Annotated in this window: 15 protein-coding genes; 6 read left to right on the forward strand and 9 right to left on the reverse strand. The window is 71.8% G+C overall.

Annotation, left to right across the window (positions count from 1 at the left end; translation table 11 throughout):
* Nucleotides 1-11: 11 nt before the first annotated feature.
* From ACH4XV_RS28540 to ACH4XV_RS28555, 4 genes are all read right to left on the reverse strand, one after another.
* Entirely contained in the window at nucleotides 12-833 is an 822-nt protein-coding gene (locus ACH4XV_RS28540; RefSeq protein ID WP_395794629.1) for an alpha/beta-hydrolase family protein, read from the reverse strand.
* Nucleotides 834-962: 129 nt separating this feature from the next.
* Nucleotides 963-1,952 (reverse strand): ricin-type beta-trefoil lectin domain protein, encoded by a 990-nt coding sequence (locus ACH4XV_RS28545; RefSeq protein ID WP_395794631.1) that lies wholly within the window; start codon nucleotides 1,950-1,952, stop codon nucleotides 963-965.
* A gap of 75 nt (nucleotides 1,953-2,027) precedes the next feature.
* Nucleotides 2,028-4,658, reverse strand: coding sequence for a right-handed parallel beta-helix repeat-containing protein (locus tag ACH4XV_RS28550; protein WP_395794633.1), 2,631 nt, complete (start codon nucleotides 4,656-4,658; stop codon nucleotides 2,028-2,030).
* A complete protein-coding gene (locus tag ACH4XV_RS28555) occupies nucleotides 4,655-12,952 on the reverse strand; it encodes a hypothetical protein (RefSeq protein ID WP_395794635.1) in 8,298 nt (2,765 codons plus the stop codon). Before ACH4XV_RS28555 ends, ACH4XV_RS28550 begins: the two co-directional genes overlap by 4 nt.
* Nucleotides 12,953-13,140: 188 nt before the next feature.
* Here ACH4XV_RS28555 and ACH4XV_RS28560 point away from each other — a divergent pair, with 188 nt between their 5' ends.
* The 3 genes from ACH4XV_RS28560 to ACH4XV_RS28570 are packed head-to-tail and all read left to right on the forward strand — an operon-like array spanning nucleotide 13,141 to nucleotide 14,917.
* The gene (locus ACH4XV_RS28560) at nucleotides 13,141-14,163 is read left to right on the forward strand and encodes a serine/arginine repetitive matrix protein 2 (protein ID WP_395794637.1); all 1,023 of its coding nucleotides are present in this window, start codon (nucleotides 13,141-13,143) and stop codon (nucleotides 14,161-14,163) included.
* Between the two features lie 59 nt (nucleotides 14,164-14,222).
* The gene (locus ACH4XV_RS28565; RefSeq protein WP_395794639.1) at nucleotides 14,223-14,531 is read left to right on the forward strand and encodes a hypothetical protein; all 309 of its coding nucleotides are present in this window, start codon (nucleotides 14,223-14,225) and stop codon (nucleotides 14,529-14,531) included.
* Nucleotides 14,532-14,581: 50 nt separating this feature from the next.
* A complete protein-coding gene (locus ACH4XV_RS28570; protein WP_395794641.1) occupies nucleotides 14,582-14,917 on the forward strand; it encodes a WXG100 family type VII secretion target in 336 nt (111 codons plus the stop codon).
* A 106-nt stretch (nucleotides 14,918-15,023) separates the two neighbouring features.
* Here ACH4XV_RS28570 and ACH4XV_RS28575 read toward each other — a convergent pair whose 3' ends face one another.
* The 3 genes from ACH4XV_RS28575 to ACH4XV_RS28585 all read right to left on the reverse strand — a co-directional run bounded on the left by ACH4XV_RS28575 (nucleotide 15,024) and on the right by ACH4XV_RS28585 (nucleotide 22,072).
* Complete coding sequence (locus ACH4XV_RS28575; RefSeq protein ID WP_395794643.1) at nucleotides 15,024-19,709, reverse strand: FtsK/SpoIIIE domain-containing protein; 4,686 nt, start codon at nucleotides 19,707-19,709, stop codon at nucleotides 15,024-15,026.
* 172 nt (nucleotides 19,710-19,881) lie between these two features.
* Nucleotides 19,882-21,399, reverse strand: a complete 1,518-nt coding sequence (locus ACH4XV_RS28580; RefSeq protein WP_395794645.1) for a hypothetical protein — start codon at nucleotides 21,397-21,399, stop codon at nucleotides 19,882-19,884.
* 91 nt (nucleotides 21,400-21,490) lie between these two features.
* On the reverse strand, nucleotides 21,491-22,072 hold the full coding sequence (locus ACH4XV_RS28585; RefSeq protein WP_395794647.1) for a sigma-70 family RNA polymerase sigma factor: 582 nt from the start codon (nucleotides 22,070-22,072) through the stop codon (nucleotides 21,491-21,493).
* A gap of 397 nt (nucleotides 22,073-22,469) precedes the next feature.
* Between ACH4XV_RS28585 and ACH4XV_RS28590 the strand changes: the two genes are divergently transcribed.
* The 3 genes from ACH4XV_RS28590 (at nucleotide 22,470) to ACH4XV_RS28600 (ending at nucleotide 25,227) form a co-directional block, all read left to right on the forward strand.
* Nucleotides 22,470-23,000 carry a hypothetical protein gene (locus tag ACH4XV_RS28590; protein WP_395794649.1) on the forward strand — a complete coding sequence of 177 codons (531 nt, stop codon included), beginning with the start codon at nucleotides 22,470-22,472 and terminating at the stop codon, nucleotides 22,998-23,000.
* Nucleotides 23,001-23,137: 137 nt separating this feature from the next.
* Nucleotides 23,138-24,667 (forward strand): FAD-binding oxidoreductase, encoded by a 1,530-nt coding sequence (locus ACH4XV_RS28595; protein ID WP_395794651.1) that lies wholly within the window; start codon nucleotides 23,138-23,140, stop codon nucleotides 24,665-24,667.
* Nucleotides 24,668-24,720: 53 nt separating this feature from the next.
* On the forward strand, nucleotides 24,721-25,227 hold the full coding sequence (locus ACH4XV_RS28600) for a hypothetical protein (RefSeq protein WP_395794653.1): 507 nt from the start codon (nucleotides 24,721-24,723) through the stop codon (nucleotides 25,225-25,227).
* Here ACH4XV_RS28600 and ACH4XV_RS28605 read toward each other — a convergent pair.
* Entirely contained in the window at nucleotides 25,169-25,501 is a 333-nt protein-coding gene (locus tag ACH4XV_RS28605; RefSeq protein ID WP_395794655.1) for an Lsr2 family protein, read from the reverse strand. The genes ACH4XV_RS28600 and ACH4XV_RS28605 overlap by 59 nt on opposite strands.
* A 274-nt stretch (nucleotides 25,502-25,775) precedes the next feature.
* Complete coding sequence (locus ACH4XV_RS28610) at nucleotides 25,776-26,636, reverse strand: class I SAM-dependent methyltransferase (protein ID WP_395794657.1); 861 nt, start codon at nucleotides 26,634-26,636, stop codon at nucleotides 25,776-25,778.
* Nucleotides 26,637-26,677 lie beyond the last annotated feature (41 nt).

Genomic DNA, 26,677 nt, shown 5'->3' on the forward strand with positions numbered 1-26,677 from the left:
TCGGCGAACCGTCAGTGCCGAACCGCGTGTCGCGTCATGAAGGTCATCAGCCGATCGGTGTCCGCGTCCGTCCAGTTCGGCGGGGGCAGGGTGGCCGCCCACGCGACGGTGGGGCCGTTGCCGTAGCGGTGCCCGTGCGGGGACGTGGTGCCGAAGGAGACCGCGAGGTCCACCGTCGTCTGCCAGAACGTGACGATCGGGTACCAGCGCACCTCGCGCGTGATGTCCGGACCCAGTGGCGCGCGCAGCCACGCCGGCCGGTCGAACAGCAGATCCGGGCTCCACCACACCACGGGGTCGGACGCGTTCTGGAGGTAGACGACCCGCGGATGCCCCCACGGGCCGGGCGGCCGGCGCAGATCGTCGGCGGGGAACTGGGCGAAGCGTACGTTGCGCCCGGCGTCGTACACCGGCCGCCACACCGGCGTGCCCCGGTCGCGGTCGTCCTTGATGCGATTCCACAACCGACTCGCGAACGGCGGCCCCTCCAGGACCACCGCGTCGGCGCCGTCGATCAGCGCGGCGGGGTCGGCGAAGACGGAATCGGTGGCGTACGCGCCCAGGGACTCGCCGCCGAGCACCAGTTTGGGCCGATCCTGCGGTGCCAGTGCCGACCACCGCTCGCGGACCGCGTGATACAGGGCCCGCTGGGCGCGTTCGGCGCGCGAGCGGTCGACCAGGAAGGAGACCCAACTCAGTCGCGAGGACGGTGCCGGCGGCGGGGGAGCGGCGTGGGACCCCCCATCGCCGGCGGCGGCCGGGGGGTCCGTCCGCCCGCCGCCGGCGCGGCTCGGCTCGTCGGCCGGCTCCGGCCCGGTCCCTGTGTCCACCATCCGACCAGCGTCCCCCGGGGGTGCGCCGGCACCCTGCTGCGACATGGGTGCCGGCGCGGACGTCACCGGTTCGGCGGTGGCGTGATCGGGTGACCCGCGGTCACAGGGGCGGCGTCGGCCCGGTGAGGGTCAACGTGTCCAGGCCTGGTTCCAGGTGCCGTGGCAGGCGTAGAGGCGGATCGCCGCGCCGTCGCCGGAGTTGTTGTTCCAGATGTCGGCGCACATGTTGGCGGTCTTCGTGTAGAGGGTGTTGTTGCGCAGCGCGAACTGCTGGGCGGGATTGCCGCTGCAGTAGGCGAGTTGCACGACGGTGCCGGACGCGGTGCCGCCCCAGGCCGCGTCCATGCACAGGCCCTTGGTGCGGATCGTGCCGTCGGGGCGGATGTCCCACTTCTGGTTCACGTCGCCGTTGCACGACCACAGGATCAGTGGCGTGCCGTCGGAACCGGCCGACCCGCTCAGGCACTTCCCGGAGGCCGGGTTGCGCAGGGGGCTGCCGGGGACGTCGGGCTTCGACGGCGGCATCGCCGGCCCCGGGCCACCGACCATGGGCTTGGGCGCCTCGGTCCGCGGTTCCTGCTTGACCGGCGTCTGCTTGGGCGCGGGCGGTGCGGCGGGGCGCTGCGTCGTGGGCGGCGGATCGGCGGCGGGCGGCGTGGTCGCCGCGGGGCCGGCCTCGCCGGGTGCGCCCGGGGCGCCCGGCGATCCGTCGGCTCCGGGCAGGCCGTTCGCGCCGGGCGGCCCGTCCGCCCCGGGGGCTCCCGGTGCCCCGGGCGCGCCGGGCGATCCCGGCAGGCCGTCGGCTCCGTTCGCCCCGGGTGCGCCGCCCTTGCCCGGCGCGCCGGACTTGGCCCCCGCGGCCGAGACCGTGCGGTGGTGGGTCGCGGTGTCGCCGCTCGCGCTGCTCTGGGCCAGGGTCACCGCCAGCGTGCTGACGGTGACGATGCCGGCGGCGGAGGCGAGCGAGATCCATACCCGCCGCCCGGGCAGGAGGCCGCGCGTGGGACGGGGCGGCCGGCGGGCGTACGCCTCTGCGAACGACGGCGCGGCCCCGGCGGCCGGGGAAGCCGGCGAACCGTGCGGCGGGCCAGGGGTGTTGGGTTCATTGGGTGCGGACACGAACTACTCCTCCATCAGCCACGGCCATCGGCCACAAGCCATGCGTCGGCGCCGGGATCGGCCGACGAAACCCGGTCAATCGGAGCCCACCAATCGCGGCAGGTCCATGTCGTCCAGGACCATCAACTGCTGCGCGTCCGGAGCGTCGAGATCGGCCATCCGCATGGCCTGACGTTCCGTCATCTGCTGGAACACCTGCCGCGCGGTACGGCCGTTGCCGAACTGCGCGCCGCGCGGCATCGCGGTGAACAGCTCGCCGAGCGCCTTGCGCGCGGCGGTGCTGAGTTCGTAGCGGTGCCGGCCCGCGTGGTGTTCGACGATGCGCACCAGGTCGCCGGCCGAGTAGTCGTCGAACAGCAGGCTGCGGGTGAAGCGGGAGGACAGACCCGGGTTCGACGCGATGAACCGCTCCATCTCGTCCGGGTATCCGGCGACGATCACCACGACCTCGTCACGGTGGTCCTCCATGAGTTTGACGAGGGTCGCGACGGCTTCGCCGCCGAAGTCGTTCGCCACGCCGGCGGGCACGAGGGCGTACGCCTCGTCGATGAACAACACGCCGCCCCGGGCCCGGTTGAACGACTCCGTCGTCTTGGGGCCGGTGTGCCCGACGTATTCGCCGACCAGGGCGCTGCGGTCGACCTCGACGAGGTGGCCGCGCTCCAGCAGCCCGAGGGCCTTGAGCAGCCGGCCGTACAGGCGCGCGATGGTGGTCTTGCCGGTGCCCGGGTTGCCCGCGAAGACCAGGTGCCGGCTGAGCGGCGGCGCGGGCAGTCCGGCCTCCTGGCGCATGCGGACCGTCTGCATCAGCTTGACCATGCCGCCGACGTCGCGCTTGACCCCGCCGAGGCCGACGAGTTCGTCGAGTTCGGCGAGCAGGTCGTCCAGGGTCTCCGGCGGTGGCGGTGCCTCGCCGAGTTCGGCCAGGTCGACCGCCGCCGGCGCGGCGGGGGCGGGGCTCGCGCCGACCGGGGCCACCCCGCCGACCGGGGCCGGTTTCGTGGGCCGGGGCGGCGCGCCGGGGGTGCCCGGCGACGAGTCGGGCAGGGTCGAGGTCTCGACCCGGACGGACACACAGTCCTGGAACACCGGGCGGGCGCCGTCGGAGTGGCCGACGTCGCGCGCGCAGTCGAAGATCCGACAACCGACGAACCTCGGCTCGGCGTCGCGGCCGATGTGCAGCGCGGGGTAGGCGCACGCCGACAGGTCGCTGTGTTCGATCAGGCCGCCCGCACCGTCGCCGAACAGGATGCCGTTCTTGCCGGTGCCGTCCACCCGGATGCCGCGCACCGTCGGAGTCGCGTCGCGCCCGAGCACCAATCCGCTGCCGGCGACGGCGAAGATGCCACCCCCGTCCATGCGCATCCGGGCACCGGACTCGACGCTGACCCCGGCGCTGCCGCTCTCGGCGATCCGGGTCGCGTACAGCGTGGCGACCGCGTCCGCCCCGATCTCCACGCCGGTGCGGCGGGATCGGCTCACCACACACTCGCGCAGTTCGGATTCGGTGGCCGAGCGCAGCCGAACCCCCGTCTCGCCGCCCTCGATCCGGGAGGCGACCATGGTCAACCCGGCCGCGTCGGCCACATGCACCCCGCACATGCCGGCGTCGGTGACGGTGAGGTCGGCGATCTGCGCCTCGGCGCCCGCGACCACGGCGAGGCCGTGTTCGTCGCTGCGGTCGAGTCGACAACCGCCGATCCGGGCCCGGGAGTTCTCGCCGAGATGGACCGCGGTGAATCCGGAGCGGGTGATCAGCGACGCGGTCATCGTCACCTCGGAGACGCCGAGCGCGACGACGCCGTTGCCGGCCGGGGCCTCGATCCGGCAGCCGTCCGCACTCAGGTGCGCCGCGCCGCCGGTGGCGATCGCGCTGGCCTTGGCGTCGGTGATCCGGCAGTCGTTCAGGTGTACGCGGGACTCGTGCTCGGCCTGCACGCCGCTGCGGCCCGCCGCGCGGATCCGACAGTCGACCAGGCGCAGTTCGCCGCGGTCCTCGACCAGAGCGCCGTTGCGTCCGGCGCGGTCGAGCGTGGTGTCCAGGGCGAGCAGCCGGGCGTCGCCGCGTACCCGCAGCGCCGAGCCGGAGGTGTCGCGCACCCGCAACCGGTCGGCGATCAGCACCGCGTGGTCCGACAGCGCCACGCCCATGCCGTCGATCGTCTCCAGGAGCGTGTCCTCCACGCGCGCCCGGGCATCGCCCGCCAGGACCAGCGCGCCGTGCCGGGCCCCGCGCAGCCGGCCGCGACGGATCACCAGGACGCCGCCGCCGGTCGGATCGCCGAGGTCGGCCTCCAGCGTGTCGGCGAACCCGAGCGCTGCGTTGTGGGCGGCGCCGGCCGCGCTCGTCGAACCGACCACCTCCACCCGGCCCCGGTCGAGTTCGCACCCGTCCAGGGTCAGGCCCGCCGCGTCCTCCACCCGCACCACCGGCTCCGCCGGGTCGGCGCCGCGCAGCACGAGGCCGCGGACCACGCAGTCGGGGGCGGCCACGGTCAGCGCGACGCCGCCGGGCGCGCGCACCACGACCGTGCCCGCGCCGTGCTCCGCGCGCAGCACCACCCGCCGCTCCAGGCGCAGCGTCTCCGGATACTCGCCGGGGGCGACGACGATCTCGGCGCCGGCGGGCGCGGCGGCGAGCGCCGCCGTGATGGTGCGCCGGCTCCGGCGGCCCCCGGGGTCGACGTGGATTGCCGTAGTGCTCATCCGCTACCCGTTCCCGATCCCGGCAGGAGGTTGTCGGACGACGTCCCGTCCGGTACATGGCCGATCCAGCGTACGGTCGCTGGGCTGAGCACCAGCAGGCCGAAGAGTTTGTCGACCATCTTGCCCAGCCCGCCGATCACGAAGATGTCCATCGGACCCTGGCGGTGGACCCACCGGCTGCCCATCGAGTGCTGGACCAGGGCCCGCAGCGCGCCCACCGAGACGGTGCCGAGGACCCCGCCGACCGAGGAGGCCAGACCGGCCAAAGCGGCGTCGCCGCCGGTGAGTTTGATGATCGCGCCGTCGGCGCCGCGGACCCCGAAGATCGCGGACTGCGCCGCGCCGCTGACGAACCCGGCCACCGAGCCGGTGCCCAGACCCAGGGCGAACTCGTAGGTGCCGCCGCGCCAGCGCACCGGGCGCTCGTTCGCCCCCCACTCGGTGTTGTGGCTGTCGTCGTTGGGCCGCCAACTCGGGGCCATCCCGTAGTCGATGTTCGACCAGTGCACCTTCCAGCCGCCCCGGTTGGCCGCCAGGTGCGCGGCCGCGACGGTGCCCTTGGTCATCGAGCTCAACGCGGCGCCGAACGCGGCGCGGCCGACGTCGACCATGCTCAACCCGCCGCCGGAGAGCACCCGGACCATGGAGAGCACCACGAGGTTCACGGTGAAGTCGAGCACGAACTCGTGGGTCATGTCGATGCCGATGGATTGGATGGCCCGAAGCATGAAGGGCTCCGGCACCACCTCGCCGTCCTTGGACGGCCCGTAGCCCCATCGGTTGGGTTCGCGGTAGGTGCGGTTCAGCGCGCGGTATTCGTTGGCGAGGCCGGTGAAGTGGGTCTCGCGACCGATGATGGCGACGCCGTCGGCGCTGAACTCCTGGATGTAGCCGGGGATCGTGCGCTCGTTGATCACGGTGATGCCGTCGATGTCGTAGCGCCGCGCGTGCTTGTTGAAGTTGTTGATCTCCAGGAAGGTGTCGTCCGCGAGCTTGATCTTCGCCTGCGCGATGATGCCCTGGTCGGACTCCTGCCACAGATGCCGGTTGAACTGCGTGTCGGGGTTGGGGCGGAAGTCGCGGACCCGGAACGGGCTGTCGGTGAAGAAGTCCCGGAAGAAGTTGGTGTATTTGCGCGCCGGTATCTCCTGGACGACCTGGTGGTCCAGGCTGGTGATCCGGTCGGACCACCGGGCACCCTTCTCCCAGCCGGGGAGCGGGTTGCCGTTCCGGTCGAACCAGTGCCGGACACGATCGCCGACACCGTCGCCGAAGTTCATCACGTTGTTGTTCGCGTCCAACTTGTTCCAGTGCCACACCGTGTTGCCCGCGGCGTCGACACCGCGCCAACCCTGGACGCTCAGGCCCTCGCCGAGTTGTCGGTGCTCGCGGACGAGGTTGCCCGCCGCGTCGAAGTCCTGGAACGACTCGCGGTCGAAGTGCCACGGCGTGATCTGCCGTTCGAACGCGGTGAGGCGCTTGCCGCCGATGGTGGGATCGAGCGCGTCGTGCCACCGGAACTCGCGCGAGTTGCGGCCCATGGTGCCGATGATGTCGACGCGTCCCACCCCGTCGGGCGTGGGGAAGGCGTCCATGCGGGCGACGACCACGCCGTGGTGGTCGTACCGGATCCAGTTCCCGGCGTGCGCGTCGATCAGGCCGCGGGTATTGGCTCCCGCGCCTCCGGCGCCGCCGGCGGGCCTGGGCCGGTAGTCGATGAACGTGCCGTCGGACAGGCCGGTGCGCACCACCCGCCACTCCTTGGTGCCGGGGGAGTACCAGTCGCCGTCTTCCACGTCGTCGGTGATCCGGTCCTGCCAGGTGATCTGCCGATCACCCGTGCCCGGGGTGACGGCGAAGTCGCCCTCGTGGAAGGTGCGATGGCCCCGGAGACCGTCGGCGCCCTCGGTCCACGGCAGGTAGCCGGGGCGGTGCGCCACCTGCGCTCCCGCGACGTCGGGCAGCCGGACGTCGCCGACGGTGAGGGTGTCGCCGTTGTGCAGGGGGCGCACCTCGCGGACGATGTCGCCGGTGTGGGCGACATCGATGACCGTCTTGTTGTTGGAGATGAACTGTACGCCGTGCCCCTCGGGACCGCCGCCCGCCGGCTCCTGCTTCCAGGTGCCCACGCGCAGCCGGTTGTCCTGGGCCAGCCACGGGTGCCGGGTGAGGTCGGCGGCGCGGAACTCGCCGCTGAACATGTTGCGGAAGAACACGGGGGGCCGCTGCTCGGCGAAACGTTCGAACTTGAGGAAGTCGCCGTTGTGCAGGGTCTTGCCGAGCCCGTTGATGTTGCCGTCGGCGTGCCGGGAGACCCAGTCGCGCTTGGGGATGCCGTCCGCTCCCAGTTCGAGCTGGTGGTAGCGGCGCACGTCGTGCAGGCCGAATTGGAAGCGGCCGAACTTCTTCTGCGCGGTGACGATCTCGTTGGTGATCGGGTGGCGCATGGTGTCGGTCCAGCCGCGGCTGAGGCCGGAGTCCCAGTGCCGGGTGCCGGACGCGATGGCCCGGAAGTCGGCGTCGAAGCGCACCCACCTGCTGTCGGCGGCGAACCCCTGGGCCGCCGGCAGGTGGCGCAGGTCCGTCAGTACGTGCCCGCCGTCCGCGCTGAGCTGGAAGTGCCTGACCCGCACGTCGGAGCCGAACACGCTCTTGACGTCGAACCAGCTGCGGGTGCTCTCGCCCCAGTGCCGGGTGCCCTGGTGCACGAGGTTGCCGTTGATGTCGAACTCGGCCCACCGACCCCGCTGATTGACCAGACTGAACGTGCCCAGCGAGGCGGACGAGTGGTGGGCGTCGAGGAAGCCGCCGTGGGGCAGGACGCGACGTTCGAACACGGTGACCTTGAGGTGACTGATCAGGTGCACGTGGCCGGCGTCCGCCCCCTTCGGGTCGACCACGCCGCCCTCGAACCACTTCGGTCGGCCCGGAACGGGAACACGGACGCCGTGGGCGTCGGTGCGCACCAGCGACCATGTGCCCTCGCCGCCGCCCGCCGGATACGTGACCTCGAAGTGCCGGTTCGGGTCGATGCCGCCCCGGGCGCCGACGATGTCGATGCGCTGGAACTCCAAGCGCCCGCCCGGGTCGAACCGCTGGAATTCGCCGGCGCGCGCACCGACGCCGCCGATCCGGTACCCGCCGCCGGGTTCCGGGGTCGCGCGCAACTCCGGGAGGTGGTCGAGATGGCCGCTCAGGACCCGCAGGTCGCCCGGGGTGGTGCTGAGGAACCGGGTGTGCAGGGGGTCGCCGATACGGGCGTCGGACAGCCCGATCATGTCGAACCGGTGCACCCCCGCGCCGTCGTCCACCCGGAATACGGTGATCCCGCCGTCCTCCGTCACCGGCCGCGTGGTCACGTGGAAGTCGAGGCGGCCGGCCGGGTCGAACAGGCGGAACTCGCCGTCGGCGCCGCCGACCCGGAACCCGCCGCCGGGGCGGATATGCACGGCGGTGTTCGCGATGTCGGCGAGCGTGTCGTCGACCAGGGTGTGTGCCCCGCCGGGGTGTACCCGGACGAGTTGCGACAGGTCGACGCGGTCCACGCCGGTCAGGCGCAACACCTCGAACTTGAACACGCCGGTGGCGGAGAACCCCCGGACCATGCCGGTGTCCCCGTGGATGACCCGGAGTGTGCCGTCGGGGCGAGCGACCACCTCGAACCCGAGGTTGCCGCCGTCGGCGCCCTTGAGCAGGGGCCGCGGGTCGGGCGCCGCCGCCCCGGCGACCGGGGCCGGGGTGAAGACGAACTCGCCTGTCGCGGCGCCGTCGGCCCCGCGCAGGCCGACCACGTCGTAGCGGTGTGCGCCGCGCATGTCGACGACGACATGGCCGGTGCCGTCGCCGATCCGGAATCCGCTGCCCGTCGCCGCTTCCTCCCGCCGGAACCCCTCGGTGATGATCCCCGGCTGGCGTACGACGTGCGCGTGGGGGACGGCGGCGAGGTTCCCGTCGACGAGCGTGTCGACGCCGCGTTCGATGCGCACGAACCGGCCGTCGAACGCGCCGCCGCTCAGGCGGGTCGCGTCGTAGCGGTGCGCGCCGTCGAGACCGTGCGCGGTGAACGACCCGTCGGGATCGGTGAGGCGCAACTCGTCGCCGGCCCGGGTGACGGTGAGGTTCGTGTCGGGTACGCCGCTTTGGTCGCTCGGGTGCGGCACGGGGACGTCGGGGGTGCCCACCGGGGTGTGCACGAACCGTCCGGCCTCGGGGCCGCCGGTCAGCGTGAGCGTGTTGTGGGTGTGCGCGCCGACGTTGTTCACGACGATCTTGCCGCCGGGGTGATGCACCAGGTATCCGCCGCCGTGTTGCGGCGTCACGGTGGCGCCCGGCACGATCCGGCCGTCGCCGTGAACGAGTTGCAGCACTCCGCCGGCGGCGTCGGGCAGTCGGATGAAGCCGCCGGGCGCGCCGCCGCCGGTCAGCGGCAGCGCGTCGTGTGAGAACGCCCCTCCCGGGGTGTACACCTGCACCACGTGGGGCCGCCCGCTCGTACCGGTGACGTGGAAGATGTGGTCGACGGTGCCCACGTGCGCGGTCGTGGACGGCGTGCCGTCGCCCGCGCGCAGGTGCGGCAGCCGGTCCGGGCCGCCGACCGGGGTGAACACGTGCAGTCCCGTCTCGGCGCCGGCGGGGGTGGTGAGGGTCACCACGTCGTGGGCGCGGGCGCCGCCGGCGTCGACGTGAAATTGGCCGCCGGGGTGCTGGATCCGGAACTCGTTGCCGATCTGGCGGATGACGGTCGTGTCGGGAACCGGCCTGCCGTCGGCGTGGGCGATCAGGGGTGTGTCGACGTGCGGCGAGCGGATGTGGCCGCCGGCCAGGCCCAGGCGGTCGATGCCGGTCAGCGGCAGCGAGTTGTGCGAGAAACGACCGTCGGCGCCGAAGACCCGCACGGTCGGGCCGGTGCCGGTCGGGACGACGTGGAGCATGCCGCCCGCGTGTTCCGGCACGGTGACGACGCCGAGTGTCCGGGTGGCGTCGGGGCCGACGAGGGTGCGGGCGCCGCCGCCGTCCGGGGTCAGTACGTGCAGCGCCAGGGGGTGGCCGTTGGAGCCGATCAGGCGCAGGCCGGTGCCCGACGGGGTACCGGTCGCCGGGTCGTGGAGCCGGAAGCCGCCGGGTGTGGGCACGACGATGCCCGCGTCGTTGAACCGCACGGGCGGCCCGCCCGCGTTCAGGATGTTGCCTTCGTCGTCGAAGTGGGCGACCCCGAGGGTGCGGTTGTCCGGATCGACATGGATCGCGACCAGGGTGCGGTCGTGTTCGCCGCCGGTGAGGGTGATGCGCCGCTCGATGCGGTCGAGCCGCCCGCTCTCGCCGGACACGTCGAAGTCCCAGCGGCGTACCTCGACGTTCGCCACGACCTGCCGCTCGACCCGCACGATGTCGTTGCCGGCCGGGCCGGTCACGCGCGAGGGGGTCAGGTGGGCCGCGTCCGCGCCGCCGGTGATCCGGATGCCCTCGATGCCGCCGCCGTCGCCGACGCGGTACTCCAGGCGTGTGCCGGACAGCCCCGGGATGTCGACGACACGCTGCCCGGGACCGGCGACGGTCGGCACGGTCGACCCGGTGGTGGCGACGTGCGGGAGCCGCGGGGTGGGCAGCGTGGTGAGTTCGACGGCCTGCCCGGGGACGGGGCCGGTGACGTGGGTGTCGATGATCTGGTCGTCGAGGAGGCGATGGTTGTTCGCCGCGCTCAGCTCGTAGTCCCAGCGCTGGGTGCCGCCGTCGCCGAGGTCGCGCTCGATCCGCAGCACTTCCCGGTCGCCGACGGTGATGTGGTTCGCCGAGATGTCGGTGCGGCCTCCGGGATCGATGTGGATGTCGACGGTGCGGCCGGCCTGCGTGCTCGGCAGGACCCGTACCTCGATGCCGTTCAGGCCGGGGATGGTGCGGAAGGTGTGCGCGAAGTCGTAGCTCGCGCCCCGCATCATGAACACGTCGAGGTTGTGCGTCGCCCCGTTCGCCGGGACGAAGTGCGCGCCGCCGGTGAGGCCGCCGGACACGGTCGGCACACCCGGCAGGCCGCCCGGCGTGGTGTGCACCACCGGGCCCGACGCCGGGCCGCCGAGGACCACGCGGCTGCCGTTGAGGTCGATGTGCGTGCCGGTGCCGCCCAGGCCCTGGACACCCTTGACGTCGACCCCGCTCGCGCCGGGCCCCACCAGTGAGGTCTCGCCGTCGCCGCCGGTACGCAGCCCGCCGAGGTGGGGCGTGTTCACGTCGGCCACGTGGATCGGCGCGCCGGTGTGGGCGGTCGCCGGCTGGGCGATCGTGGGCAGACCGCCGACGTTGGGCGTCGCGACGTGTCCGAGGGAGCCGACGCCGGTCACCGAGGGGACCGTGACGTGGCCGGTGTTCGGCATCGCGCCGACGTTCGGCGTCTGGATGTGCGAGGTGAGTGGGAGGGCGCCGACGCCCGCCACGTCGACGTGCGGCAGGGCCGGCGTGGTGACGTCCGGCATGGCGACGTGGCCCGGTTGTGGGAGGGCGACGGTGCCGAGGCCGTCGAGCCCGGTGTGCGTGTTCGCCCCGGACGTGGGCAGGTCGTGCACCAGCGCGCTGGATCCGGGCAGGCCGAGTTGGATCTTGCCGGCCACGCCGGCGCCGACGGTGTCCAGGCTCGGGATGCTGATGTGGCCCAGCGCGGGCGGCAGCGCGTGCACGCCGGTGGCGCCGAGGCCGGTGATCCCGTGCGGGACGGAGAAGTTGCCGGTGAGGTGGGTCAGGCCCAACCCGGTGAACGAGAACGAGGGGATGTCGGCGATCCGGGCGCCGACTCCCGGAAGGTGCGTGAGCGCGTTCAGCCCGCCCATGTCGTTGATGAAGGTGCCCAGGCCGGGCATGTTGCCGGCGTGGAAGCCGGCGCCGAACGTGTTCAGCGACGGCAGGTTGATCACGTCGAAGTGACCGAAGCCGTTGGTGAACTTCGTGGACAGCGGCGGCATGTCGAACGCGCCGCCGAGCGGGCCCGAGTGCACCGAGTCGAACGAACCCAGGTGCACGTTGGGCATCTTGATCAGATCGCCGCCGTGCCCGAACGCGTTGAACCCGGCGTTGGCGCCGGCGGAGATCTTGGAGCCCGCGCCGATGAACTTGCCGTCGATGAAGGCGCCGTAGCGGTACATGCCGAACATGCCGCGGTCGATGAAGCCGATCCGGAAGGCGAGCCCGAGGCCGTTGGGCATCTCGTCGGCGGCCACCGGCAGAAACAGCCGCAGTCCCTTGAAGCCGCTCAGACCGTGCCCGATGGAGGTGCCCAGATTCTTGAACACGTTGAGCGTGCTCGCCACCGCACGCAGTCCGAAGAACGTCTTGGCGCCGGCCAGGTTGATCACGGTGAGTTCGGCGGCGAGCGGGAAGAACTTGAGACCGCCGCCCAGTTTCGCGAAACCGGGCCCCATGGTCAGGAGAGGACCCAGTTTCAGTCCCTGTGCGCCGCCCCTGATCCACGCACCCGCCGCGGCCACCGCGTCGTCGATGCCCAACCCGACCCGGCCGAACAGGCCGAACGAGTTGGCGCCGCCGCCGAAGAAGTTCTTGGTACCGGTGATCCCGCGCCCACCGATGCCCTTGATGCCGCTCCACAGCTGACCCAGGTGCAGGCCCTTGGTGGTGGGCGCGATCATGCCCAGGATGCCCAACACGAGCTGGGTGACGCTCGCCTTGCCGTGCGCGAAGTCGATCGCGGTCTTGATCAGGAGCGCGACGTTGAGGGCGATGCTGAGCAGCGCGAGTGGGCCGCCGAGGAAGATCGCGGGAATGGCCAGGATCAGCGCGATCCAGCCGAGCGCCTTCCAGAACTCCTCGCACTCGTCCACGGGGGAGGCGATGGACTGGCCGGCGGCCATGATCTTGCGCGCGGCGGTCTCGGCCGCGGTGGACAGGATCGACTTGGCGTCCTCCGCGGTGGTCTTGTGCGCGGCCCGCCCCTCCTTGTCGTCCTCGGACAGTGCGGCGGCGGTGGACAGAGCGGTGTCCGCGCGGTGTTGCTCGTGACGCATCACGCCGACGTAGGCGGTCAGCGCGGCGCGCACGTCCTCGTGGGCCTTCTTGAACGTGGAGATGTAGTTGCGCAGGTTCCCGTCGATGACGCCGCGCAGCGCCTCGGCGGTCTTGCCGACGAAGATCACGCTGGAGGTGTTCTTGACCTCGGTCAGACCGCTGTCGATGGTCTTGGCGAGTTCGACGAACGTCAGTTCCGCGGCGATCACGCGGTCGATCCGGTCGGCGTCGCCGGGAGTCGGATCGCTGTCGAGGCCGAGCGCACTCCAGTCCCCGGGACGAGCCATCGAAGCGCCTCTCTCGCTCGATTCGTGCAACCACGGCGCTCTTTTGTACGCGCCAATGGTTCGCCGGGTTCATTCTTCCTCGCGACAATCTCGGTTGAACCCACGATGGTTGCGGCGCGTACAGAAATGGGAGCGGTTCGCGGCGCGGGCGCCCACCACGCGAGTCGGGCAAGGAACAGGAGGTCCGAATGGCGGATTTCGCCATCGACTACACCAACCTGCATGAGATCAACACCAAGCTCAGAGAACTCGCCAAGCAGGCCGATTCGGGCACCGGCGGGGCATTTCGCGAGCTGGGTGAGGCCGGTGCCGCCGAGCGCCGCGCCGCCCTGGGCACCTCCGGACTCTCGACCTCGTTCAACAGCTTCTACCACCACTCCAAGTCCCGTACCGCCAAGGCCAAGGAGGGGCTGAACAAGCTCGCCGACAGCTTCAAGGCGGTATCCGACCTCTTCTTCGACCAGGACTCGAGGATCTCCGGTTCGGCGGGACTGATCACCACCGGCCTGGGCATCGACCAATGGCGCAACGCCAAGGCCGCGCACGACAAGTGGCTCGCGGACAAGGCCAAGTGGGACGACTACCTGGCCTCGATCGGCGCCACCGAGTACTTCCGCGATCACCCGAACGAGACCATCCGACACGCATGCCACGATCCGGAGGCGCCCGCGTGGTGTGCCGCCTGGATCGCCAAGGGCGAGGACAGCGCGCCCCCCAAGCCCGGCGACGAGCCCCCCAAGCCCAGTGACAAGCCGCCGACTTCGCACCACTACGAGGACGAGCACGGCAAGATCGACGTGAGCGTCGAGTTGGACAAGGACAACAACATCGTCAAGGAGACGTCGAAGATCACCAATCCGCAGGGGCAGACCTACGAGACGACCACCACGTACAAGGGTCCCCCGGAATGGGTCGACGACGTGCCGGGCGCGGGCAAGGACGGAAAGCCGGGCCGGATCGACGTCCGCGACTACTCGATCACCACCACGTTGAGCGACGGCACCAAGAGCACGTCGGACTTCACCATCAACAAGGACGGCAGTGGCACCATGATCAGCCACTCCGGGAAGACGACCGAGCACTACATTCGCGACGGACCCAAGAGCGAGTGGAAGCGCGATCCCAAGTACGCCGACGACGACGCCGGCAGGGACGGTACCGAAAAGGGCGGGGGCGTGCAGAAGCCGCCGCCCGGGGGCAAGATCAACTGACGCCCGCCGCACCGTCGTTCGTGACGACCCACCCCGACTCGTTCCCGAGGAGACCCACCATGGCCCCCAATATCAAACTCACCTACTCCGAGATCACCCGGGTGTCCAACCTCCTGGACAACAGCGTCGAGCACACGCTCGTGCCCCGGATGAAGGAGGCCAAGACCGAGGTCGACAACGTGCTCACCACCAACCTCGTGCTCGTCAAGGCCAGTCCCGCGCTCCAGGCGCAGTACGAGAAGTTCAGCACGGCGCTCCAGGCCGCGACGGAGAGCATCAAGGGCTACGCGCAGCAGTTCCGGCAGATCATGCAGTCCGTCCAGGACATGGACAAGGACATCGCCGACAAGGTCAACTCCTCCCAGTAGCGGCCCGCCCGCGCGTCCCCACCCGACAACCCGACCCCTCGGAGGACCCGATGGCCGACATCAAGGTCGATTACGACGAGATCCGCAGCGCCGCCACCAGGATGGGCGCCAAGCTGAGCGACATCTCCAAGGAACTCGGCGATCTGGAGACCCAGGTCGCCACGTTGCTCCAGAACGGCCTGGTGTTCGAGAAGGCCAGCCCCGCCCTGCAGGAGGCCTACAACACCTTCAGCACGCAGATGAAGAACTCGGCGGGCAACATCGCGGCCTATGCCAAGAACTTCACCGAGATCGCCGACTCGCTGGGCAGCTCCGACACCAAGCTGATGGGCGACATCAACGCCGCCGTCGCGAAGATGAAGGCGGAGGCGGCGGCGCACAAGTAGCAGCCGGCCGAACCCATTTCGGGTGGGGCGCCGCGCCGGCGCCGGTCGGCACGTCCCGCAAGTCCGCAGTGGACGGGAACGTGCCGACGGGCCCCGGCGCCGCCGGTCAGCCGTCCAGGACCGTCAGCGGCACCTGGACCGCGATCGCCGCGCCCGAGTCGCCCGCGGTCCAGCCCCGGCCCGGGCCGAGCGGCGTGCGCACCTGCTCGGCCGACAGCCGGGCCCCGATCAGGTCCGCCTCGCCGAGCGTCTTGGGCCCCAGCAGCAGGCCGCGCCGCGAACGCCGGGCCATGCCGACCCAGCCCAGCGAACTCATCGACTCGGCCAACCCGGCCAACAGCAACCCCTGACCGTGGTCCCGGCCCGACGTCGCGATCCGGCGCAACACCGAGTCGGCGGCGCAGGCCAGCATCAGATCGGCGTCGTCCACCACGACCACCACCGGTTGCTCGCGCACCGAGGTCAACGCCTCCACCAGCACCTCCGGCTCCGGATCGGGGTCGGTGAGCACCTGCGCCAGGCCGTGCGCGGACAACTTGCGCAACTGCGAGTCACGCGGGGTCAGTACGACCAGCCGGGTGCCGCCCATCAGCAGCGACACACACATCGCGGCCAGTGCCGTGGTGCGCCCGCTGCGCGGCGGCCCGGCGACCATGAACGACCCGCCGCCGTCCGCGAAGTCGTAGGTGAGCGGCGCGACCGCGTCGCCGCCCACACCCAGCAGTGCTTGGAACGGCTTGCGCAGCGACTGCGGCATGCGGTCGTGCGCCTCCTGGAAACCGATCAGCGTCGGCATCTCGTTGACCCGGAACGGACGCCGTACGTCCGCTACGTTGCTGTCGCGCGCGGTCGCCCGCCGACCCAACTCCCTCATGGCCTCGGCCTGGTCGCTCTGGTCGTTCGCCGACGGGTCCTCTCCGTCGACGGCCGCCACCGGCGCGTCGGCGATCGACGGCAACAACGCGATCTGCGCCTCGATCGCCCCCGGCGCGAGCCAACCCCGCCCCGGCGCCACCGCCGCCGGGATGCTGTTGCGGGGCATCCCGATGAGCGTGTAGTCGCCCGGGTCGGTCTGGCGCAGCAGCAGCCGATGGTCGTTGTGCGCGGCCAGGCGCCCGCCGAGCAACAGCCGCTCCGACGTGGCGATCACATGGATCCCGGCACCCTGGCCCTCGCGCAGGAGCCGCACGACGTCGGCGTACAACCGGCCGCCGTCGTAGTCGTCGAGCATGGTGCTCAACGCGTCCCAGCCGTCCACCATGAGCACCAGGTGCGCGGGCCGTTGGTCCTTGCCCACCCTGCCCCGCAGTTCGGTGACGTCCGCGCAGTCGTGCCGGGCGATCAGCCGCTGTCGAAGGGTCAGTTCGGCGGTCAGCCGGTTGATCAGCCGCTCCATGCGTTCCGCGTCGTGGCGCGAGACGACCGCGCCGCAGTGCGGCAGCGCCTCAAGCACGCTCAGGCCCCCGCCGGCCGCGTCGATCGCGTAGATGTGCAGATCGGAGCACGGGATGGTGAGCGCCGCGGCACCTGCGATGGTGCGCAGCACCTGGGTGCGGCCCGAACGTGGTGCGCCGATGACGTAGAGGTGGCCGAAGGACGCGAAGTCGATCGCGGCCAGCCGCCGGGCCTGTAGGTGCGGGATGTCGAGCAGGGCGTAGGGGACCATCGGTAGTGCGCCGGGCGCCGGTTCCGGGATGGCGGGCAGCTCGTCCAGCCGCATGCGGTCGTCCAGCGGCGGCAGCCAGGGGCTGGGCTGCGGGCGGAAGTCGGGCAACCTGTCCGCGGCTTCGCGCAGCGCGTCCACCAGGGCGCGCAGGTCGGTCGGCAGTTCCTGGGACAGCCCGGTCATCGGGTCCTCGTGCGGGTCGAAGTGCGACTCGGGTCCCGTGTCCGTGTCGTTGTCGACGTCGGCTTCGGCTTCGGCTTCGGAGAAGTCGAGCGGGCGGCCCAGGCGCTGCCAGCCGAGCCGAATGCCGCGTACCGGCCGGGACGCGGCGGCCTTGGCGACCGGACTCGGCAGCGCGCCGGGGCGTTCCGCGCCGACGAAGGCGGTCTGGAACGGCGTGGGCGGGCCCTCGCCGCGGCGGACCAGGGCACGTCCCGGGTTGTTCGGCGAGATGCCGGCGGCCTCGATGCCGTCGATGATGTCCTGGCTTTCCGAGCGGTCGGTCACCCGCAGGGCCATGCGCAGGTTGGTGTTGGCCTTGATCTCGTTGCTGACCGAGCCGCCGGGCCGCTGGGTGGCCAGCAGCAGATGCAGGCCCAGCGAGCGGCCGCGCTGGGCGAGGCTGATCAAACCGGGTACAAAGTCCGGCAGTTCGCGCACCAGCGTGGCGAACTCGTCGATCACCAGCAGCAGTCGGGGCAGCGGGGGCAGGCGCGGATCACGCGCGCGCTTGACCCGGTATTCGGTGTGGTCCTTGGCCTCGACCTCGTTCAGGACCGTCTCGCGGCGGCGCAGTTCGGCGTCCAGGGAGGCCAGCGCGCGTTTGACCAGGTGGCCGTCGAGGTCGGTGATCATGCCGAGGGTGTGCGGGAGTTCGGCGCATTCGCGGAACGCGCTGCCGCCCTTGTAGTCGACCAGCACGAACGTCAACTCGTCCGGCCGGTTGACCGCGGCCAGCGACGCGATCATCGTCTGGAGGAGTTCCGACTTGCCCGAGCCGGTGGTGCCGCCGATCAGGCCGTGCGGGCCGTCGCGGACCAGGTCCAGGCGCAACACGCCCTCGTACCCGCTGCCCAGGACGAACGTGGTGGACGCCGGGCGGCGCGCCCAGGCCCGGAGCAGCACTTCGGCGTCCGGCGGTTCCTGGCCGATCAGCGGCAACAGCGCGACCTCGGAGGGCAGTCCGGAATCGCTCTCCACGGTGACGTCGAGCACCGGCGCGAGGGCGCGCGCGACCTCCTCGCACCAGGCGGGGTCGACCAGGTCGGCCCGGATGCCCTTCACCTCCGGCACGTGTGACGCCTTCAGGTCGAGTCGGCCGCCGTTCGCCGTCACCACCGCCGTGCACTCCTCCGGCAGCAGGTGCTCGCGCTCCTCCAGGCACAGGCTGAACACGCGTACGGCCGGGCCGTTCGTCAACACGTCGATCATGCCGGGCACATCGCGCAGGCGACGGGCGCCGTCCAGGATCACCAGCACGTCGGGCTCGCGCTGCAGGGTGGGGCCGAGCGCGGACTGCGAGGAGTCCGTGCGGGTCTGCACGTCGGCGATCAACTCGTTGACCCGGTGTGCGGTGCTCTCCGGGTCGGTGCCGAGGGCCACCACCGCGGCGCCGGGTCGGCCGGGACGCAGGTGCGGCAACCACCGGACCCACTGCCAGGCGTCGGCGTGTTCGTCCTCGGTCAGCACGACGATGCGCACGTCTCGCGGGCTGTGCAGGACGGCGGTCTGGATCACCGCCCAACTCGCGATCCGGCGCGGCAACTCCCCGGAGGCGCCGATCCCGACCACCCCGAAGGCGGTCATCTCGACCCCGAACGGCACGTCCGCGATCCGCCAGTTGACGTTGCGGTAGTGGTTTTCCCGGGCCTGGTCGTCGATGCTCTTGAGGGACGCGCGGGTGAGGGTGCCCAGTCGGATGGTCAGGTGGTCGGAGTCGCGCCGCCGGCGCTGCCACAGGGCCAGGCCCGGGCCGGTCGCGGTCAGCAGCAGCGCCGCCGGATCCGGGAACGTCGAGTTGCGCAGCCCGCGTTCCTCGACGGTCGCGCGGCGCATCTCGGTTTCCAGGGCCGATCGGCGGATGCGATAGACCCGCTTCGCCTCCTGGTAGTCGCGGCGACCGGTGCGCTTTCCGGAGATCCAGTTGCCGACCGCCATCAGCGGCGTGAAGAACACGAAGACGACGAAGAACAGGCTCCGGAACAGGAACATCATCGCCAGGCCCATCAGGAGCGGGGCGATCATCATCAGGAAGGGAAACGGGCGTTTGCTGGTGTCGGTCGGCGGACCCATCATCCGGATCGACTCGGCGTCCAGGTGCGGGGCGATGCGCGGCGGCCGGTTGTACTCGATGCCGAGGCCGTCCGGGGCCGGGCGTACCGCGGCCTCGGGTTCGTCCGGCCGGCCCGGGCGCAGCAGGTGCTCGCCGAGGGACAGGTCGGCGTAGGTGGGCCAGGGGAGCGATCCGTCGTCGAGCGGCGGCAGTTCGCCGACGGGCGGCAGCGGCGGCTGTACGGGTTGTCCGTCCGGACCCGTGGGCGGGGGCTCGGTCGAGTGGCCGCCGGGCCCGCCCTCCTGCGTGCCGGCGGGCTCCTCGGTGGACAGCGGTGTGCCGGTGATCGGATCGACGGGCGGCGGCGGGGTGAGGCTGCGCAGGCCGCAGTCGGCCTCGTCGGCGTCGTCCGGGAGGGCGACGGTGACGGAGCCGTCCGTGCCGACCGTGATCCAGGTGCCCTGCGCGGGGGCGCCGCCGCCGTCCAGGCGCAACGCGCACGCCCGATCGGTGCCGACCTCGTGCCGGCCGGGGCCGAGTCGCCACACCCGGCCCGCACCGGGGCCCGAGACGTGCCGCACGGTGACCAGGACCGGATCGGAGCCGGGCGGTCGCCACGCCCGGGTCGCGGTCTCGGTCGGCGCGGGAGCGCCGAGACCGATCACCGCGCCGGCGCGGATGCCGCTCGTGCCCACGCGCGCGTCGGGATTGAGCCGCCGATCACCCAGGAACAGATCGGCGGCGCCCAGCACCGACCCGAGGTCGGCGACGGTCGCCGAATCGGGCACGTCCAGCAGGTGATCGGAGCGTCGGCCCTGCGGATCGGTGGTGGTGAGAGCGAGATTCACGGGCATGCAACTCTCTCGCGGGGTGGGGGGAGGGGGTACGGACCCCGCCTCGCCCCGGCGGGGGTGTCCGGGGGCGAGGCGGGGTCGCGGTGGGCCTGCGCGGCGGATCTCGGCGGATCGGGCCGCGCCGTCCGGTACCGGGCGGCGCGGCGTCACCGAGATCCCGCGGGACAGGCCCTCAGGCCCCGGAGCCGGGGGGGAACGGCTCGGGGGCGGGATCGGGGGTTCGGTCGGTGGGGGTGTCGGTGGGCGGATCGGGTTGGTCGGGGGTTGGTTCGGCCGGGGGACGTGCGTCGGGCCCGTCGGTTGGTTCGGCCGGGGGAGACGGGTCAAGTCTGTGGGTGGGCTCGATGATCGGGGACGGATCGCGGCCGGTCGGCGGTTCGGTGACGGGGGGTCGGCCCGGCGCGCCGGCGGGTTCCCGGCGGGGGGTCGCCTCTCGGCGGGCCGAGACGGCGGGCGAGCCGGTGGGTGTGCCGGCGGCGGGGGCGAGGAATGTGGCCGTCGCGGTCGATTCGGGTGCGGGGCGGGCCGAGGCCGGCTCGGCGGTCGAGGATCGTGCGGAGACGGCCGCGGCCATGGATTCGGCCGGTTCCCCGATGGCCACCGGCTCCGCCGCCCGCGGCTCGGCGGCGGTGGATTCGGCCCCGGCCTCCTCCTCGGCGAACCATGCGGCGTGGTCCACTCCGGAGCGGGCCACCGGCGCGGGTACCGGCGGCAGCACCGGCGGAATGGTCGGCAGTACGCGGGCCAGCGCCGCGCCGAGGGAATGGCACACGACCACCAGCGGCGTGCCGGGCAGACCGACCCGACCGTGTCGATCGGTGAGCAGCGTCCGGATGTGTCCCCGTCCCGGCCCGCCGAGCAGCAGCCGCAACGGCGGTTCGTCGCGCGGCGGTTCGGTCAGTTCGGGCGGTAGCGGATCCGGCAGCTCCGGGGTCACCAGGAACGTGGGCAGCCCCAGCCGGGGCGGCCTGCCGCGAGCGGTCCGGTACGCCTCCCGCACCGCTTGTCCGGCCACGTCGCGGTGCACCCCGTCGGCGACCACGACCTGCCCGGTCGGCAGCCTGGCGTCCAACTGGGCCGCGACCGCCTGGAACAGGGCCGGCCCCGAACGCGGATCACCCTGTACACACACCATCGCCGGACCGACGACGAGGTCGACGAACACGCACTCCCGGTCCCGCTCGCCCAGCGCGACGACGACCGGCCTGGTCCCTTCCGCGTCCGGCGTGACCGACGGCAACTCCGCCCGAACGGCCGTCCAGGCCCGCGGGTCGTCGGGGACCGCCCGCCAGACGCCCCGAGGCGACGGCATCCCGGCGGCGGCGAACAGCACCGTCACCGTGTCCTCGCCGACGACGGCGGCATACGGCTGAGCGGGCGTAGCGGCGAACTTCGCGGCCACCAGCGCACGTTCCGCGTCCCGCCAGGTCGTCGCCGCGCCCAGGCCCCGCACCAGCACCCGTACCGAGCGCCGATACCGCAGCCAGGCCCGCACCGGGCCGCCGAACGCGTGGGCGGTCAGCGCGATTTCCCGCCACAACCGCCGCGCCGCCGCCTTCCACCCGCCCATTCGCATCGCGAAGAACCGGAGGATCAGGAAGACCACGAGCGCGGCGGCCGAGATGCCACCCCAACGGAGGATCGTTTCGCGGTGGTTCGCGAAGAATTCGAGCGGATCGGTGTTCCTCATCTGCCGGGTAGCTCCCCACATCGGGCATCCACGACAGCACCCGACCGTGCTGCCGCGTGGTCCGCGCGACACTGTATGGAATTTCGGGTACTCATCCGCCGCCGCGCTCCTCCAGGGCCTGGCGCAGGGCGCGGATCGCGTAGTAGGTACGGGACTTCGCCGTTCCGACCGGTATGCCGAGCAGTTCGGCGGCCTGCTTGGGATCACGATCGCTCAACACCGTCTCGGCGATGATCTCGCGATGCGCGGCGGTGAGCGAGGGCAGTGCGTCGGCGACGGCCATCTTCCAGAGCAGGGGCTCCCACTGGTCGTCGGCCAAAACGTATTCCAGGGGCTCCGGGCTGCACTCCTGGGGCCGGGAACGACGCGCACGGCGGTCGTCCATCACGATCCGGCGCGCCACCGTCGCCAGCCACGGCATCAGGTTGGACGTGTCGTCGGCGATCGTGCCCGCGTGCCGCCACGCGCGCAACATGGTCTCCTGGACCACGTCCTCGGCCCACGGCCGGTCCCCGCCGGTGAGCTTGAGGCAGAACGACAACAACGGCGTGGAGTATTGCCGATAGACGCGTTCCGCGAGATCCGCGGGTTCCGCGAGGTCCGCCGGCTCGCCGTCGGGTGTCGAGCAGGCCTGGCCGCCGGTGTCACGGCCTCGGGTACAAAAAGACGTCACGGGCCCGGACCCTCGCTTCCCGGATGTGTGTCGGCTCGAACCGCGAACACTAACCACGGCGTGCTACAAGGTTGTTGGATCTGCGCTGGATTTGAGGATTCGCCGGCCGCCGCCGAAAACCCAAGTACGGGCCCCGGCAGTGCCGTTGGCGAGCGTCGATCTCGGGTGTCCCCATCCGGGACCCTCCCTCTCTCCGGCGACCGCGACACAACCGCGTTCATCCACACCTCCGAACCGAGGTTTCCCTCCGCACACGCGCTCCGCCGTTCGCGGGTTGCATCCCCTCGATCCGAAAACCCGGGCGGAGGGTGGCGTGTCCGTGGCCGCCGATACCTTCCCCGCGTGGACCGGACGGCCGTCGGGCCGACCGCGCACGAGAAAAGGAAGCCGAGAGCCCATGTCCATGTGGTTGATGCTCGCGAAGGTCGAACCGTCGGTGCCGGCGGCGGTACTGGAGCGGCCCGAACTGATCGAGACGCTCTTTTTCGACCCGGCCGACGAACCCGAGCGAATCGACCCGTCCGACCGACCCGATCCGGAACGGGCGGCGGTGCTCCCCGGCGAGTTTCGTCCGCGCGCGGACTCCTACAGGTTCGACTACCGCCTGCTCGCCGCGGTCGCGGAGAGCAGGGCGCAGGCCGAGCAGGGCACGGCCGACTGGGAGGCGGCCTTCCCGTGGTTGGCCGGGGCGACCGGGCACGAGTGCGACGAGGTCGAGGAGTACGAGTTCTGCTACGGGCCCGCCTTCGTCCTCGCCCCGGACGAGGTCCGTCGGGTGGCCGAGGGCCTGGTCGCCGAGGGCTGGGCCCGCGCCGGCGGGGCGGCCCGCTGGGACGGGGAGTGCGAGGAGCACGAACTGGAGGACCTGGGTCCGTTCTTCGCCGCCGCCGCGGCCGAGGGCAGGGCCGTGATCGGCGGGGTGGACTGAGCCGGGTGGACTCCGTCGTATCGGCCGATGGGCGCAGCGCGGCGTGCCTTCGACCGATTCGGGGGTAAAGCTTGCGATAACTCAGGGTATGCGTCGCCGGCACGCGGTGCGCACGGGTCGCCGGGAGATGTGGGTATATGACGATCGATCGACGAGGATTCCTGACCGCTTTGGGGGTCGGCGGTGCGTTGGTGCTCACGGGGTCGACGGCCGACGGATCGGTGCGCGGCGCCGTGAGCCGGCCGGCGCCCCGGGCGCGCACGTACGCCGGGACGCGGATGCCGACGGCCGGGCCGCCGGACTGGTCGGCGTTGAAGGCGCGCCTTGACGGTCGGTTGTTGCTGCCCGCGGACCAGGGATACGACGTGGCCCGGCTCGGCTTCAACGAGCTGTACGACCGGCAGTTGCCGGCGGCGGTGGCCCGCTGCACGTCGGCGACGGATGTACAGAGCTGCCTGGACGCGGCCCGAGGCCACGGCGTGCCGATCGCCGCGCGCAGCGGTGGGCACAGCTACCTCGGATACAGCGTGCCCGACGACGGGCTGGTGATGGACCTGCGGCCGATGGCGCGGATCGAGGTGCACGACGACGGCACGGTGGACGTCGGTGCGGGCGCCCGGCTGATCGAGGTGTACGCCGGACTGGCGCAGGCGGGCCGACTGCTGCCGGGCGGCTCGTGTCCGACGGTGGGGATCGGCGGGCTGACCCTGGGCGGCGGGATCGGGGTGCTGACCCGCAAGTACGGGCTCACCTGCGACCGGCTGGTCGCGGCCGAGGTGGTCACCGCCGACTCGCGCGTGCTCACCGTGTCCGAGTGTGCCGAGCCGGATCTGTACTGGGCGCTGCGGGGTGGGGGCGGCGGCAACTTCGGCGTGGTCACGCGGTTCACGTTCCGCACGGAGCCGGCGCCCCCGCTCACCGTGTTCTCGCTGCGTTTTCCGGCCGGCGCGACGCCCTCGGTGGTCGGGGCCTGGCAGGGGTGGATCGCGGACGCGCCGCCGGAGCTGTGGTCGAACTGCGTGATCTCCGGCGGCACACCGCCGACGTGTCGGGTGGGCGGCTGCTACGTCGGCACTCCCGACGCGCTGAACCCGCTCCTGGACACGCTGGTCGCCGCGGTCGGAACGCAGCCCGGAACGCGCAGTGTGCAGGCGAAGAACTACCTGGACGCGATGAAGTACATGGCCGGCTGTTCGACCGACACCATCGCCCAGTGCCACCCGACGTTCGAGGGTGGACGACTGACCCGCGAGGCCTTCGTCGCCGTCTCCCGCGTACTGACCGCCGCGCTGGACGGCCAGGCCGTGGTGGGCCTGATGGCCGGCCGCCTCGGGCTGGACCTGCTCCTGGACTCGATGGGCGGCGCCGTCGCCGAACTCGCCCCCGATGCGACCGCCTTCCCGCACCGCAAGGCCCTGGCCACCGCCCAGATCTACGCGAACACCACGCCGGCCGGCCAGGCGGCGGCCACCGAGGCGGTCGACGCGGTCCGCGACGGCCTCGCCGCACTGGGCGCGACGGGCGCCTACGTCAACTACATCGACGCGACCCTCCCCGACTGGGGCACCGCCTACTACGCCGGCAACCTCCAACGCCTGAAGTCGGTGGCCCACCGCTACGACCCCACAGGCGTCTTCACCTTCCCCCAATCCGTCACCAACGCCTGATCCCCGCCGACCGTCGCGGTATTCGATGGTGCGGCTCGGGATCCGGTGTCAGGATGGCGGCTTCGGCGATTTCGGAGGCCATCCGCGTGCCCACGCCTGCCGACTACCTGGAAGCGGCGCGTACGGAGAAGAACGGTTCCGCCCTGCATCGCCTCGCGCGGCGTCCCTATCCCTTCGTGTGGCACGCCCTGGCCGCCAATCTCCACACCCCGTCCGCCGTTCTGCTCGAACTGAGCACGGCCCGTGACAGCGCCTGGAACGACAACATGCTCCTACGCCTGTTGGCGGAGCACCCCGGCGCGGATCGCGTCGTGCTTCGGGCCGTGCTCGATGCCGTGGCGGCGAGGCTCGACGAGGGCGAACGGCCCTATGCCGCGGCGCTCGCCCTCGCGGATCGCCCGGAAGCGGAGGCTGACGAGGTGCGGAGGCTCGGGACGCTTCGCGGCGCCTCCGCGCGCCTCCGCACCGGGCTTGCCCTGTGCCTCAGTGCCCGCGTTCGGGTCAGTGAGCCGCCTGGTACTTCGCCACGATGTCACCCGGTACCCGGCCGCGGGCGTTGATTTCGATGCCCTGTGCCTTGGCCCACTCCCTGACCTTCACCGGGTCCGGGCCGTCGCCGGTCTTGTGGGCCTTGACGGTGGTGCGGCGCGACGTGCCGGTCTTGCGGCCGGCGTGGAAGTAGGGGCCGAGGGCGTCCAGCAGTTGCTGGTAGGTGTCCTGGCCGAGGTCGATCTCGTAGGTGACGCCGTCCAAGCCGAAGGTATGCGTTGCGATGTCTTCACCCTCGTTGCCGGTGATGTCATCCGTGTAGAGCGTGACTACGCGCTGAGCCATTGGTGAGAATCCCCTTCCTGGGAGCGGGCTGATCGTAACGGAAAGGGGGTCCACGTCGCCTACTCGGCGGCCGGAGGATCAGGTGATTCGGTTCGCTTCGGAATTGTCGGACGGCGGAAACGGCTTTGGATACGATCCGATCTTTATCCCGATCGCGCATCGAAGAGAAGCATCGCATTTCCACGCGTCGCTATTGTCCTCGGGACGAAGTCCCGGCGTCGGTACTTTTGGCATTGCTCCGGAAGTGGTGGGGGATCGGGTTGCCGGCGCGGCGTCAGCCGGCCCGGGTGATCCAGGTCGTGCGTCGGGTTCGCAGGGCCAGGTCCTCGCGGGTGAGCAGGCTGTGGGGGGATTCGGGGTCGAGGAGGCGGTCCAGGGCGGTGCGGTCCTCGGGGGTCAGGAGCCGACCGATCCTGTTGCGGAGGCCGGTGAAGGTGGTGTGGGCGTAGCGGGTCACCGCCGGGTTCCGCGAGGCGGGGATGTGCAGCGTTCGGGTGCGTTCGGACTCGATGGCGAAGCCGGCCGCGAGGAGTTTTGGGGCCCAGTCCGCATCCCGGTGGGAGGCCGTCGCCGCGTGTTGCCGGTCGATCGTGGCGTGGCAGCGGTCTTCGAGGCCGGGGCTGTCCGCCGGCGCCTCAGGCGGGAGGAAGCGGGGGAAGGCGGCCAGTTCGATCATGACGAACAGGCCGCCCGGACAGAGCAGTTCGCGGACCTGGCGCAGGGTGCGGTCCGGGTCGCTCATGTGGTGCATCGAGGCGGACGCCCAGACCAGCTCCGGGCGGCCGAGGTCGGGCGGTGTCGGGGCGTCGAGGTCGGCCCGCACGATGCGCAGACGCTCGTCCACGCCGTTGGCGACCGCGTTGTCCCGCAGGCGATCCAGGTGGGCGGGGGCGGAGTCGACGGCCGTCACCCGGGAGTTCGGGAAGCGCCGGAGCAGGGCGAGCGTACCGGCGCCGGTTCCGCAGCCCAGGTCCACGATGTGACGGGGCTCGGTCCCCGAGGGCAGCGACGCGGTGACGGCGTCCATGTGCTCGGCGAGGACTTCCGCGTCCAGGTCCAGGGTCTGCGTGAGGTCGGCCTCGGCGTGGTCGTGCGTGTGGGCGGTGTGCGCGCCGTGATGTGCGGGGTGGGTCATGCCGTCACGCTAGGCGGATCGCGCGCCGCCGACCCGATGGG

Origin of the sequence: Embleya sp. NPDC020630 (genome assembly GCF_044334985.1) — a bacterium.
GTDB lineage: Bacteria > Actinomycetota > Actinomycetes > Streptomycetales > Streptomycetaceae > Embleya.

Bases quoted from the DNA above. Each gene is read 5' to 3' on its own strand.
- ACH4XV_RS28610 (WP_395794657.1), bottom strand. From the start codon at position 26,636: ATGACCCACCCCGCACATCACGGCGCGCACACCGCCCACACGCACGAC.
- ACH4XV_RS28595 (WP_395794651.1), top strand. From the start codon at position 23,138: ATGACGATCGATCGACGAGGATTCCTGACCGCTTTGGGGGTCGGCGGT.
- ACH4XV_RS28560 (WP_395794637.1), top strand. From the start codon at position 13,141: ATGGCGGATTTCGCCATCGACTACACCAACCTGCATGAGATCAACACC.
- ACH4XV_RS28575 (WP_395794643.1), bottom strand. From the start codon at position 19,709: ATGCCCGTGAATCTCGCTCTCACCACCACCGATCCGCAGGGCCGACGC.
- ACH4XV_RS28580 (WP_395794645.1), bottom strand. From the start codon at position 21,399: ATGAGGAACACCGATCCGCTCGAATTCTTCGCGAACCACCGCGAAACG.
- ACH4XV_RS28605 (WP_395794655.1), bottom strand. From the start codon at position 25,501: ATGGCTCAGCGCGTAGTCACGCTCTACACGGATGACATCACCGGCAAC.
- ACH4XV_RS28600 (WP_395794653.1), top strand. From the start codon at position 24,721: ATGGCGGCTTCGGCGATTTCGGAGGCCATCCGCGTGCCCACGCCTGCC.
- ACH4XV_RS28555 (WP_395794635.1), bottom strand. From the start codon at position 12,952: ATGGCTCGTCCCGGGGACTGGAGTGCGCTCGGCCTCGACAGCGATCCG.
- ACH4XV_RS28570 (WP_395794641.1), top strand. From the start codon at position 14,582: ATGGCCGACATCAAGGTCGATTACGACGAGATCCGCAGCGCCGCCACC.
- ACH4XV_RS28590 (WP_395794649.1), top strand. From the start codon at position 22,470: ATGTCCATGTGGTTGATGCTCGCGAAGGTCGAACCGTCGGTGCCGGCG.
- ACH4XV_RS28540 (WP_395794629.1), bottom strand. From the start codon at position 833: ATGGTGGACACAGGGACCGGGCCGGAGCCGGCCGACGAGCCGAGCCGC.
- ACH4XV_RS28565 (WP_395794639.1), top strand. From the start codon at position 14,223: ATGGCCCCCAATATCAAACTCACCTACTCCGAGATCACCCGGGTGTCC.
- ACH4XV_RS28550 (WP_395794633.1), bottom strand. From the start codon at position 4,658: ATGAGCACTACGGCAATCCACGTCGACCCCGGGGGCCGCCGGAGCCGG.